This is a genomic window from Nitrososphaera sp. (genome assembly GCF_037447015.1).
In the GTDB taxonomy this organism is placed as follows: domain Archaea; phylum Thermoproteota; class Nitrososphaeria; order Nitrososphaerales; family Nitrososphaeraceae; genus Nitrososphaera.
This window is the reverse complement of sequence record NZ_JBBIHK010000016.1, coordinates 1-11,122: the sequence shown is the minus strand read 5'-3', so window position 1 is coordinate 11,122 and position 11,122 is coordinate 1. Positions and strand designations below refer to the sequence as shown.

The 11,122-nt window shown below is 56.8% G+C and carries 13 protein-coding genes; 6 read left to right on the top strand and 7 right to left on the bottom strand.

Annotated features, from left to right (window positions below):
* A partial coding sequence (locus WKI84_RS07345; RefSeq protein WP_337862887.1) for a hypothetical protein occupies window positions 1–432 on the bottom strand: 432 nt, incomplete at its 3' end.
* A 189-nt stretch (window positions 433–621) separates the two neighbouring features.
* Here WKI84_RS07345 and WKI84_RS07340 point away from each other — a divergent pair.
* Window positions 622–945 (top strand): hypothetical protein, encoded by a 324-nt coding sequence (locus tag WKI84_RS07340; RefSeq protein ID WP_337862886.1) that lies wholly within the window; start codon window positions 622–624, stop codon window positions 943–945.
* Between the two features lie 17 nt (window positions 946–962).
* Here WKI84_RS07340 and trpA read toward each other — a convergent pair whose 3' ends face one another.
* Genes trpA through WKI84_RS07325 form a run of 3 tightly spaced genes read right to left on the bottom strand, consistent with a single transcriptional unit; the run spans window position 963 to window position 3,919 of the window.
* Entirely contained in the window at window positions 963–1,847 is an 885-nt protein-coding gene (trpA, locus tag WKI84_RS07335) for a tryptophan synthase subunit alpha (RefSeq protein ID WP_337862885.1), read from the bottom strand.
* The gene (gene trpB, locus WKI84_RS07330) at window positions 1,816–3,069 is read right to left on the bottom strand and encodes a tryptophan synthase subunit beta (RefSeq protein ID WP_337862884.1); all 1,254 of its coding nucleotides are present in this window, start codon (window positions 3,067–3,069) and stop codon (window positions 1,816–1,818) included. Before trpB ends, trpA begins: the two co-directional genes overlap by 32 nt.
* A gap of 43 nt (window positions 3,070–3,112) precedes the next feature.
* On the bottom strand, window positions 3,113–3,919 hold the full coding sequence (locus tag WKI84_RS07325) for an indole-3-glycerol-phosphate synthase (protein ID WP_337862883.1): 807 nt from the start codon (window positions 3,917–3,919) through the stop codon (window positions 3,113–3,115).
* A 92-nt stretch (window positions 3,920–4,011) separates the two neighbouring features.
* Here WKI84_RS07325 and WKI84_RS07320 point away from each other — a divergent pair, with 92 nt between their 5' ends.
* Both WKI84_RS07320 and WKI84_RS07315 read left to right on the top strand, forming a co-directional pair.
* The gene (locus WKI84_RS07320) at window positions 4,012–5,184 is read left to right on the top strand and encodes an AAA family ATPase (protein WP_337862882.1); all 1,173 of its coding nucleotides are present in this window, start codon (window positions 4,012–4,014) and stop codon (window positions 5,182–5,184) included.
* A complete protein-coding gene (locus WKI84_RS07315) occupies window positions 5,181–5,465 on the top strand; it encodes a hypothetical protein (RefSeq protein WP_337862881.1) in 285 nt (94 codons plus the stop codon). The genes WKI84_RS07320 and WKI84_RS07315 overlap by 4 nt, the downstream gene beginning before the upstream one ends.
* Here WKI84_RS07315 and WKI84_RS07310 read toward each other — a convergent pair.
* Entirely contained in the window at window positions 5,456–5,851 is a 396-nt protein-coding gene (locus WKI84_RS07310) for a hypothetical protein (RefSeq protein WP_337862880.1), read from the bottom strand. The genes WKI84_RS07315 and WKI84_RS07310 overlap by 10 nt on opposite strands.
* 113 nt (window positions 5,852–5,964) lie before the next feature.
* On the opposite strand from WKI84_RS07310, the gene WKI84_RS07305 reads away from it, so the two are divergent.
* Window positions 5,965–7,587 (top strand): CTP synthase, encoded by a 1,623-nt coding sequence (locus tag WKI84_RS07305; RefSeq protein WP_337862879.1) that lies wholly within the window; start codon window positions 5,965–5,967, stop codon window positions 7,585–7,587.
* Here the strand turns inward: WKI84_RS07305 and WKI84_RS07300 are convergent.
* Window positions 7,584–8,588, bottom strand: a complete 1,005-nt coding sequence (locus WKI84_RS07300) for a sugar kinase (protein WP_337862878.1) — start codon at window positions 8,586–8,588, stop codon at window positions 7,584–7,586. The genes WKI84_RS07305 and WKI84_RS07300 overlap by 4 nt on opposite strands.
* A gap of 49 nt (window positions 8,589–8,637) precedes the next feature.
* On the bottom strand, window positions 8,638–9,558 hold the full coding sequence (locus WKI84_RS07295) for a PfkB family carbohydrate kinase (RefSeq protein WP_337862877.1): 921 nt from the start codon (window positions 9,556–9,558) through the stop codon (window positions 8,638–8,640).
* 154 nt (window positions 9,559–9,712) lie between these two features.
* Between WKI84_RS07295 and WKI84_RS07290 the strand changes: the two genes are divergently transcribed.
* Both WKI84_RS07290 and WKI84_RS07285 read left to right on the top strand, forming a co-directional pair.
* Window positions 9,713–10,567 carry a hypothetical protein gene (locus WKI84_RS07290; RefSeq protein WP_337862876.1) on the top strand — a complete coding sequence of 285 codons (855 nt, stop codon included), beginning with the start codon at window positions 9,713–9,715 and terminating at the stop codon, window positions 10,565–10,567.
* A 216-nt stretch (window positions 10,568–10,783) separates the two neighbouring features.
* Window positions 10,784–11,071, top strand: coding sequence for a 30S ribosomal protein S26e (locus WKI84_RS07285; RefSeq protein ID WP_337862875.1), 288 nt, complete (start codon window positions 10,784–10,786; stop codon window positions 11,069–11,071).
* Window positions 11,072–11,122: the final 51 nt, after the last annotated feature.

The following is an 11,122-nucleotide window of genomic DNA, read 5'->3' as shown; positions in this document are numbered from 1 at the left end:
GTGGTTCTTGATGTGGGCCTGGCTCTTGAAGCTGCCGATCTCGTCGATGCAGCCGTCCTCGCCAAACACTATCTTGTGCCCGTGCCACGACCTGTTTGCGACTGCTTCGTTGTCTGCGTGCTGGGCTTCGTGCGAATCAGAGGCATAGATGCCGGTGTCGGTGTAGATCACGTACGCGTATGCCGTGTGCAGGCCGCTTGGGAGGGTCTGGCCCGCCTTGCCATACACTGCGACGTACGCTTCGCCGGTCTTTTTGATAAAGCCGTACCTCTTGATGTCAAAGTCTTTGAGGCCCGGCACGGTCGTATCGTTTTTTGCGTCCTTTTTCGGCATGCTGCTGTCTGCCTGCGCCGCTCCTGCCATCACGCCGACAAGGAGGAGCATTGCCGCCAGAGTGGCAATAACGGGGATCATTACAGGTCTTTTGGCCATAGGGCTCACATTATTCTATAGAATTCTTCTATTTAAGGAATATGTATAAAAGACTCTAGAATCAAAAATTTATTACAAAATGGCACGATTTTTGCCAATAATAACAACAATTGCACGGCTGACGGTTGCCGGAATGCAGGAACGGGCGAAAAGGATAAAGTTGCAGCCCTGCCAGAACATGAGGAGACCGTGGCGATCAACAACTTTGCGCTTGCGTGCGCCATTGACGGGTCGCCGGCCTATTTCACCTACCATGGCGAAACCATGCTCATCATCCAGTCTGCGCAGGACGCCAGGTCAGGAACGAACAGTTTTGCACACATCGAGCCTTTCATGGACTCACTCGTGTCGCATGAAGCGATACACGTGGCCATCAAGAAACTGGAAGGCGACGACGCTTCAGAGTCGCTTGATGACATCGAAGTCATAGTCGAGCGCGGGGGCAGGCGCTACCAGGTGACGCTCAACAACATGCTTTTTGCAAGGGACCAGTCGGGCATAGTCCTGCCCTGATCATCTCTCTCTTTATGTCATTTCAGGGCCTTTTTCAGTGACGCGGCAAAACTCTTCAGGTCTGCAAGCATCATGGCAGTCTGCTGTCGCCGGCCTCCGCCTCCTGCCCGGGCGATCCTGTCGATTATGGCGCTCCCGACGATTATCGCGTCTGCGCCTGCCCCGGCCATAAAGCGGGCGTGCTCGGGCCTGCTTATGCCAAAGCCGACCCCTACAGGGATTTTATGCCCTGCAGCCTCTTTTGCCCTCTTGATCGCGTCCTTGGTGTAATCCTCAAACGACGAGCGGGCGCCGGTTATGCCGTAAACGGAGACCAGGTACATGAAGCCGGACGAGTGCGACGCTATCTCTTTCAGCCGCTCTGGAGAGGTGTTGGGCGACGCAAGGAACACGGTAGCCATCCCGTGCTCGGCGGCCTTGGCAGTGTATTCGCCTGCCTCCTCGACAGGCATGTCAGGCAGGATAAAGCCGTCGATTCCGGCAGCCCTGCACTTTGAAAGAAAGCCGTCCCACCCCGCATGGACAAGTATGTTGGAATAGGTCATGACGAGCAGCGGCAGGTCAGGGTGCCTCTTCCTCACAATCTTGGCGATCTGCAGCGCCTTTTCCGGCGTCACTCCGGCGTCAAGGGCGGCCTGCGACGCCTTTTGGATGGTCGGCCCGTCCGCTATGGGGTCTGAGAACGGGATTCCAAGCTCTATAATGTCTGCGCCGCCTGCGACCAGCGCGTCTACTATGCCGGCGGTGGCCTCTGCGTCAGGGTAGCCGGCCACCACATAGCAGATGAGCGCCCGCTCGCCCCTTTGTTCGAGGCGCCGGAACGTCGCGCCTATCCTGTCGGCGGCAGTACTGCCGCTGTTATTGTTGTTGTTATCTTGTCGCTGTTGTTTTTTTCCCTGCATGGTGCCTGCGGCCTTTTTTTGAATTCAGATAATCCTGAACCACCGTCACGTCCTTGTCGCCCCTGCCTGAAAGCGTGACCACTATTATTTCGTCCCTGTCCATCTCTTTTGCCATTTTCACGGCGTGCGATATCGCGTGGGACGACTCGAGCGCCGGGATTATGCCCTCGAGCCTGGAGAGCGTCAGGAACGCCCCTATCGCCTCGTCGTCGGTGCATGACACGTACTGCGCCCTGCCTGTATCCTTGAGCATCGAGTGCTCCGGCCCGACGCCGGGGTAATCAAGGCCAGCCGATATGCTGTGCGTGTCCATTATCTGGCCGTGCCTGTCCTGCAAGACGTAGGTGAACATCCCGTGCAGGACGCCAGGCGTGCCGGCAGTCAGCGTCGCAGCGTGCTTGCCCGACCTTACCCCTTCGCCTGCCGCCTCGACTCCTACCAGCCTGACAGAGGTATCGTCGATAAAAGGATAGAAAGAACCCATGGCGTTGCTGCCGCCACCGACGCAAGCCACGACCGCGCTTGGCAGCCGGCCGTGCTCCTTTTGCATCTCTTCCCGCACCTCTTTTCCTATCACGCTCTGGAAATCCCGCACCATCATCGGGTACGGGTGCGGCCCCATGACCGTCCCTATCAGGTAGTAGGTCGTCTGGACGTTGGCGATCCAGTCCCGAATCGCCTCGTTGATGGCGTCCTTGAGCGTCTTTGTGCCCGAGTCGACGGGGTGGACCTTGGCGCCAAGAAGCTGCATACGGAACACGTTCAGCTTTTGGCGCTCGACGTCTTTGGACCCCATGTACACCTCGGCATTGAGCCCGAGCATGGCGCACGCAAGGGCCGTGCCGACGCCGTGCTGGCCTGCCCCCGTCTCTGCTATTATGCGCCTTTTGCCCATCCGCCTGGCGAGCAGCGCCTGCCCAAGCGTGTTGTTGGTCTTGTGCGCGCCCCCGTGCAGCAGGTCTTCCCTCTTTAAAAATATGCGGGCGCCGCCGGCGTGCTCTGTCAGGTTGCGGGCAAAATAGAGCGGCGTCGGCCTGCCGGCGTAATGCCTGAGATAATAGCCCAGCTCGCTCTGGAAATCAGGATCGTTCTTGTACTTTTCATAGGCAGATTCAAGCTCGCTTACCGCCGGCGCAAGCGTCTCGGGGATGTATTTCCCGCCATACCTGCCGAACTTGCCGCAGACCGGGTAACTGCTACTACTGCTACTGCTGCCAGGCATCGATATATGCAGAGAAAGGTCGGGCGCCCGGGTATTAATATGCTCACAGGGCGTTGTACAGCTCGGCCACCTTGGCGCCAATGTCGCCCGTCTCCATGATGCTGGTCCCGACCAGGAACGCGTCGGCGCCGGCCCTGCGCAGGTAGCGTATGTCTTCCGGCTTGGAAATGCCGCTCTCGCTTATTATCACGCTCTTGCCCTTGCCCCTGCTTGCGATCAGGCGCTCGGTGTTTGCCAGGTCCACCTTCAGGTCGGCCAGGTTGCGGTTGTTTATCCCGACAAATTCATAGCCGGCGGCAAGCGTCTCGGCGTATTCCTGCTCGGTGTGCGCCTCGACAAGCACCTGCAGCCCCCTGCTTTTTGCATAGTCATAGAGTCTGTCGATGCCCGACTCGGCCAGGTTCCTGTCAAAGACTGCCTTTATCAGCAGTATGCAGTCGGCGCCGGCCTTTAGCGCGGCGTCTATCTGCACGTCGCTCACGGTGATGTCCTTCATCAGGAGCGGGACAGAGACTGCCTTTCTCACCGCATACAGGTTGCTGACCGAGCCGTCAAAGAGGTACGGCTGCGTCAGCACCGACAGGGCCACTGCGCCTGCCTCCGTCATGGCAAGGGCTATCTCTGAGGGCGTGCCGAAATTGCGGATCTGGCCCTTTGACGGCGACGAGAACTTGACCTCGGTGATGAGCGGGGCGTGCGGGCACGAAAATATCGCCTTCCTAAGAGACAGAGTGTCGTGGGTCCCTACAGACCTTTTCAGGTCGTATGCCCCCTCGTCTATTGCCTTGAACGAGTTTTCCACCAGCTTTTCAAGCGTGTCGCCGGCCCGGGCAAACCTGCTACTTCTCATTTTGACGATAGTGAAATGGTCGCCTGCCGTTAATATAATTGATATATACCGCGGTCGGAAAACCACACCGGAGTAGAGAGAGTCAGAGGCCAATGCCCGAGAGCGCGATTTTCCGCGACAGGTCAAAGCTGTCGCCCCGTTTTGTGCCGGAGGAGCTGCCGCACAGGCAGGCGCAGGTGGACCAGATAACCCACGTGTTTGCAGACGCAGCGGTCGACCCGGACAGGTTCCCGCTCACCATCCTGCAGGTCATCGGGACGGCAGGCATCGGCAAGACCACGACTGTCATAAGGTCGGCCCGGCTTTTGGAAGAAAAGTTCGCGCAAAACCGGCTGTCGCTCAAGACCGCGTACGTCAACTTGAAGCTGCAGGGGGGAAACAAGTTTGCGATATACCGCCTGCTTTTGGAGCGACTGGCGCCGGACCTGCCTTCCCAGGGGCTGAGCGCAGAAGAGATGCTCCGCTACCTGCTGAGGTACTTGCGCGAAAACAAACAGTACGCGCTCGTCGTCATGGACGAGATAGACTATTTGATAAAGACGAGCAAGGACACGAGCATCATCTACGACCTTACCCGGCTCAACGAGTTCGAGCCGGAAAAGCCCTGCAACGTCAAGGGAGTCATATTCATCGCAAGGAGCACCGACTTTTACAGCAGGCTCGACCCTGCCGAGCTTTCAACCCTTGGGAGGGTGCCCATGGAGTTTGGCCAGTACACGGTGGAGCAGGTGAGCGATATACTTGAAAGCAGATGCGCCCAGGCGTTCAACCCAAAGGCCATAGGCTCCGACGTAATAGACATGGTATCCAAGATAACCACCTCGGCGCAGGTGAACGGCGACGTGCGCTATGCGCTTGACCTCCTGCTGTACGCAGGCAACCTGGCCGAGTCGCAGGGGACGGGCAGGGTGACGCTTGACCAGGTACGCAAGGTGCACGGCCAGACCCACCCGTCCATAACGACTGAAGAGATAGAGCAGCTGTCAAAGAACCACGCTGCAAGCCTCATCGCAGTCGTGCGGGCGCTCAAGAGCAGGAAAAAGCAGTACGTAGAACTAAAGGACGTCAGGCTGCACGCGGCAGAGCTTGCCGAGCAGCTGGGCATCAAAAAGCTGGATGTTGAAGATTACCTTGACGACCTGAAGGTGCGCCGCCTGGTCGACATGCGCTCGCTCAAAGAGATAGGGCTGCACGGCGCCTCGCTTGCCGAGCTCGAGCCCGTCCTCATGGCAAGGGTAAGAAGCGGTGGAAACAAGCAGGCATGAGCGACCCCCGGGAGATAATGGAGACCGGCCTTGGCAGCATCGGCAAAGTCAAGATAATCCGCGCCCTTGCAGAGGAGGGCAAGCTTGCGACCATCTACGTCCTGCACAAGAGGACAGGGTTAAAGAGGGAGGACATCAAGGGCAACCTTGACGACCTGGTGAGGATAGGCTGGGTCAGGCAGGCAAGGTACGCCAACGTCGTCTACGGCATAAACCCTGAAAACGAGTACGTGGCCCGGCTCGTCCAGCTTTTCAGAGAGACTGGCTACGTTCAGCCGTAAAAGTTGATGTACCTGTCGTTGCTCAGCCCGTTGCTCTCTATGGCGTAGATGTTGCGAAACAGCATGTCCACCGCAGCGGCCTCTGTGAGCCTGCCTGCGGCCACCTGCGCGGCCACCGACTGCATGTTGAGGCCCTCCACCTTTTTCAAAAGTACTTCTGCAGGCATGCCGTTCTCCTTTGCCCAGCGCCCGAGCATCTCTATTATCCGCTCTGCGTGATAGTCTGCGTGTATGTCTGCGGCCTCGCTCTTGTCGACGCCGTACATTTCAGAAATCTTGACATCGAGCTTGGCTTCGTCGTCCTTTGAGAGGCCCGCGTGTGCTGCGTGTATGGCAGACTTGCCCTTCTGCCGAGGGGTCCCCGTATCTGTTGTCCCATTCAACATCTTTTACGATGCGCTTTTCCCTATGCACGCCGCGCATTTTAACATAGCAGCGGCCAGCAATTCTTTTCTGAAAAAAGGAATAAGAATAAAAAGGTGGATTTCAAAAGCCAGATGTGCAGGCCAAGTTCATTTTTGTGACAGGCGGAGTCATGTCCGGCCTTGGCAAGGGCGTCACCACCTCTTCCACCGCGCGGCTTTTGCAGCTTGCAGGCTACAGGGTCTCGTGCGTCAAGATAGACCCCTACGTCAACTACGACGCCGGCACCATGAACCCCGTCGCCCACGGCGAGGTCTTTGTGACAGACGACGGCGGCGAGTGCGACATGGACATAGGTAACTATGAGCGATTCATCGATGCCACCATGACCAAGGACCACAACATCACCACCGGCCGCATATTCATGGACGTGATCAAGGCCGAGCGCGAGGGCAAGTACCTCGGCCAGTGCGTCCAGATAATCCCCCACGTCACCGACGCCATCAAGGACAACCTGAAAAAGACGGCCGAGCGGGAAAGGCTGGACATCATGGTCGTCGAGTGCGGAGGCACCGTCGGCGACATCGAGAGCCTGCCGTTTCTTGAGGCTTTCCGCCAGATGGCGCTAGAGCTTGGCAGGCAGAACACGCTCTTTATCCATGTCACGCTGGCGCCGGTGCTCGACGTTGTGGGCGAGCAAAAGACCAAGCCGACGCAGCACAGCGTGCAGGAATTAAGAAGAATAGGCATCCAGCCCGACCTGCTTGCAGTCAGGTGCAAGACGCCGCTCACTCCAGAGACGCGGCGCAAGATCTCCCTCTTTGCAAGCGTTGACCAGTCCGGCGTCATATCATGCCACGACGCGCCTTCCATATACAAGGTGCCGGAGATGCTCGAAAGCCAGGGGATGCTCAGGACCATCGCAGCAGGGCTTGCGCTGAAGAGGAGCAGGCCAAGGTGGGGAGACTGGAAAAAGATAGCAGACTCGTTTTCAACATACAAGAACGGCAAAGTAAGGATCGCAGTAGTCGGCAAGTACGTGACGCTGCCTGACAGTTACGTCAGCGTGTACCACGCGCTGTCGCACGCAGGGGCGAGCATCGGCAAAAAAGTCGAGATAGACTGGATAGACTCGGAAAAGTTTGAAAACGGCACCAGCATTTCAACGTTGAAGGGCTACGACGGCATACTTGCGCCTGGCGGCTTTGGCAAGCGCGGGAGCGAAGGCATCATCAGCGCGGCAAACTATGCCAGGGAAAACAACATCCCGTACCTGGGCATCTGCTTTGGCTTCCAGCTTGCGCTTGTAGCCTTTGCCCGGCACGCATGCGGCCTGCACGGGGCAAACTCGACCGAGCTTGACCCGCACACCAAGCACCCCGTCGTCGACTTTATGCCGGAGCAGCGCAACGTGCACGACATGGGCGGGACGATGAGGCTTGGCGGCCACGACATATCTGTCGAGGAGGGGACGCTTGCGCACAGGCTGTACGGTTCTACGTCGATCAGGCGACGCCACCGCCACCGCTACGAGTTCAACCAGAACTATTTGCAGGCGATGGAAAAGGGAGGCAGGATAAAGCTGTCTGCGCATTCGGACAAGGGCAGGCGCATGGAGATACTGGAGGTGCCGGGCCACCGCTTTTACCTTGCAGTGCAATACCATGCGGAATTCTCCAGCAGGCCGGGCAAACCCGAGCAGGCGTTTGACGGCTTTGTCAGGGCTGCCGCCGCAGCAGCAGCAAGTCAAGGAAACTAGATCTTTAGCTCATAGATGCGCTGCCGGGCGTCCCGGAGCGACGTCTTTTTCTTGACATAGCCCCCTTCTATCAGGTGCGAAAGCGAGAGCCGGATGGTGCGCTCGGGAAGCATCGTCCTTGCCGCCAGGTCTTTTTGCGAGAGCGCCCCCTCGTATTCAAGCGTCTTTAGTATCAGCTTTGCACTCGGCGGCATCTTGAGCATGTCCTCCGCAAGCCTGACCTTTTTTGCCATGAGCGACGCGGCAGACGAGTCGCCGGCTACGAGCCGGACAAGGCGGGCAGGAAACGGGTGTTTGCTGCATGCAAGGATGTTTTTCACCCTGACGCGCCTGCCCCCGTCTAGCACGACTTCGCAATGATACCTGCTTGTGATGTCTGCCACCTCTATCTGCGCGTCGTTTGGGACCACAAGCGGCCTGCGCGTATTGTCAAGCGAGTTGACTGATACCACCACGAACACCTGCGATTTCTGTATCACCATGGGCCCGCCGGCGGACATTGTATACGCAGTCGAACCAGTGGGCGTCGATATTATGACGCCGTCGCTGTTGTCGTGCCACACGTCCTTGCCGTCTATCTTCAATACGTGCTCCATGAGCGTCGCGCTCTTGCTTGGGAACACGGCCACGTCGTTGAGGACAGGGTCTGCGTCCTTGCCGTCCACCTTTACCGCAAGGCGGAACACCTCGTCGACCTCATAGTCGCCCTTTTTCAGCCGTACGCCGGCAGGCTCCAGGTCGCGCACGTCAAGCTGGGCAAGAAAGCCTGTCGAATCGGTCTCGTACACACCAAGGACGGGGGCCGACGCGGCAGTCACCTTGTGGAAATATTCCAGGATGCCCCTGTCACCTCCCGTGACAAGCACCATGTCCACTTCGGACGCGACGGAATGGTCGTCCTTCATCAGCTGGGACTTGATCCCGAGCGCGTCCAGCGTCTTTTTCATTTTTGCCAGGAGGGCGCCGTCACGGGAATCCACGCCCCAGAGCGCAACCTTCATTCAGCTCACTAACTGTCAGGATGGATTTAAAGCTAGGTCAGCCAGGCAATCAGACGCCCTTGAACCCGACCGTGTTGTAATAGTAGGACGCCTCGGTCTCTATCTTGCGGTATTCCGGTATCTTGGCAAGGCCGGCGGCGCGAGTCTCAAGCGCCGCCTTTAGCGCGCCTGCCGAAAAGCAGACGGCCCATACCGGGTCCTTCTCTTTCACCCACGCACACGCAAACGCTGCTGCAAGTATGTCGCCGGCGCCAGTCGAGTCGGGCGTGTCTATCTCTTTTAGCTTGATCCAGTAGTGCATGTCCTTGTGGAGCAAATGCACGATCCTGTGCTCTGTCGCAAGCACAAACTCGACGCCCCTTGACTGCAGCGCCTTCATGCCTTCAAGCCCCTCTGCGCCGGCAAGCGCAAGCAGCTCTTCCCTGTCTGCCTTGACTGCCGTGACGCCGGCAAGGTCGAGGTCCAGCCTTTCTTTTATCGATATCCTGCCTCCTGCAGGGTCTGCTACCCGCATGTAGCCCTGCGGGTCGAGCATCACGAAATTCTTTTTGCCCCTGTTCTTCTTGATGGCCTCAAGCGTGCTGCCGGCAGGCACCTCGTCGATGACAGGGCTGACGAGCCAGCAGTCCACGCTTTTCATCTCCCGTATCTGGCTTTCAGGGATGGGGTCGCACTTGGCCTGCAGCACCAGCCGGCGGGAATAGCCGTCCGACTCTAGCGCAAAGCGCGTCGTCGGCGCGCTCTTTGACAGATGCCAGTCCCGCAGCGTTATGCGGTTTTCGCGCAAAAAGTTGCGCTCGTGCTCTGGAAAGTCGGCGCCGACCATTGTGGCAAGCTCGACGTCAAACCCAAACCTCCTTGCGACGAGGCCGCAGTAGCACGGCGGGCCGCCCATGCTCTCGGCCACTATCCGGCCGTCGGCACCCCTGATGGTGTCAAGGACAATGTGCGAGGCGATGCCTATCTTCAAGCGACGCTATGTGGTAGGTGAAAGCGCATAATAAAAGGGCTTATCTTGAGAGACATTTTATTGCGCTTTGCCCGGATATCACAGATATCGCCATCCGGTTAATATAACATAAAGCGGCATTTCCTTTAATACGTTCTTTCGCAGCTATTAGCAAATGTTCAAAACATTTGTTCTTTCCACCATCGTGCTCGGGGGCATTATTATTATTTCTAATTCCACTAATCCGGCATTCGCACAATCCGGTACAGAGATTACATTCACAGATGAAAGTCTAGTCGACAAGAATAACGAACAGTACACATTAACTTACATTTTGGATAACGGCAGGATCACTTCTGCGACGTACCTCAAAGCGGCCAACATGTTAAGTTTTGATGTCCAAGTCGACACAGATGGTGAAGAGATGCAGCTGATATTTCCCCGAGACTTTATTGACTCCTTTGCTTCTATTGGAGGGTTAATTGTATTTGTCGGCGACGAGGAGGCAAAGATTTCAGAAAGGGTTTCTTGCGAGAACAGGGTGATTTCATTTACACTGCCCTATGGTAAGACGCGGGTCGAGATGGTAGGAAATACTCAGATCATGGTGGACGGAGTGATGCAAGGCGATCATGTTTTGTCCGTGGCAGTTGCAGAAGACACCAGATATACAGTTCAGGCATCGACAGACTCTATAATATGCGGGTGGAATTTCTATCCCGAACAAAAGAAATTTCAGGTAAACATCGATGGAGGAAGCATGATGCGGTTGGCTATGCCAAATGAACTTTTGGGAGGCCCCTACACAGGATATGTTAATGATGATCAGCAGATCCAAATGCGGGTGGAAGGAGCAGAGGCGGATTCCTCCTCAGCCATCAACATACAATATGACGGCAAGGGAGCAGACAGGATTGTCGTTGTTGGAACGACGGCAGCGCCAGAATTTCCAGCCATGTTTGTCGGGATGATTCTTGCCATCCTAATAGCAACGGCAACCATTTACAGCAGAGCTAAAGGCTGCATCTAATCAAGCAATAAAAAGCAGTAAAGGGCTTGCTGCGCGCCGCGGAGGCGACCTTTATTGGGATGGCAGGAACGCATAGCCGCGACGCCGCCCTTCTACCTCATACAAAGGAGCCTCAAGCTATAAGCTTTGCGCATAATTCTTACTGACAAGTCGCGCATTTTTTGACCCCTCTTAATCACAAGATTTAAAGTATGGCGACGGGCATCTGCTGCCGTCATGCCGAAGAAAAGAGCAAGCCGTGGCCGTTCCAAGGGCGGCAAGGGCAGTTCAGGCGTAGTTCACTGCAGCCAGTGCGGAGCCTTGGTTCCACGCGACAAGGCGAAAAAGGTCACGGGCAGGATAACGCTCGTAGAGCCGGCGCTTGCCAAGGAGCTGAAGGCGCAGGGCGCATACATACCGATGTCGACTGATGTCAAGTTCTACTGCGTTTCGTGCGCGGTGCACAGGGGCATCGTCAAGGTAAGGTCAGAGGCAGAACGCCGCACGGGCGGAAGGCTCTGGTAACCAGAGAAAAAAGAGTTTTTCTTCTTATAGCTTTTTCGCAGTCGCGGCTAT

Bases quoted from the DNA above. Each gene is read 5' to 3' on its own strand.
- trpA (WP_337862885.1), bottom strand. From the start codon at position 1,847: ATGCAGGGAAAAAAACAACAGCGACAAGATAACAACAACAATAACAGC.
- trpB (WP_337862884.1), bottom strand. From the start codon at position 3,069: ATGCCTGGCAGCAGTAGCAGTAGTAGCAGTTACCCGGTCTGCGGCAAG.
- WKI84_RS07325 (WP_337862883.1), bottom strand. From the start codon at position 3,919: ATGAGAAGTAGCAGGTTTGCCCGGGCCGGCGACACGCTTGAAAAGCTG.
- WKI84_RS07320 (WP_337862882.1), top strand. From the start codon at position 4,012: ATGCCCGAGAGCGCGATTTTCCGCGACAGGTCAAAGCTGTCGCCCCGT.
- WKI84_RS07315 (WP_337862881.1), top strand. From the start codon at position 5,181: ATGAGCGACCCCCGGGAGATAATGGAGACCGGCCTTGGCAGCATCGGC.
- WKI84_RS07310 (WP_337862880.1), bottom strand. From the start codon at position 5,851: ATGTTGAATGGGACAACAGATACGGGGACCCCTCGGCAGAAGGGCAAG.
- WKI84_RS07300 (WP_337862878.1), bottom strand. From the start codon at position 8,588: ATGAAGGTTGCGCTCTGGGGCGTGGATTCCCGTGACGGCGCCCTCCTG.
- WKI84_RS07290 (WP_337862876.1), top strand. From the start codon at position 9,713: ATGTTCAAAACATTTGTTCTTTCCACCATCGTGCTCGGGGGCATTATT.
- WKI84_RS07285 (WP_337862875.1), top strand. From the start codon at position 10,784: ATGCCGAAGAAAAGAGCAAGCCGTGGCCGTTCCAAGGGCGGCAAGGGC.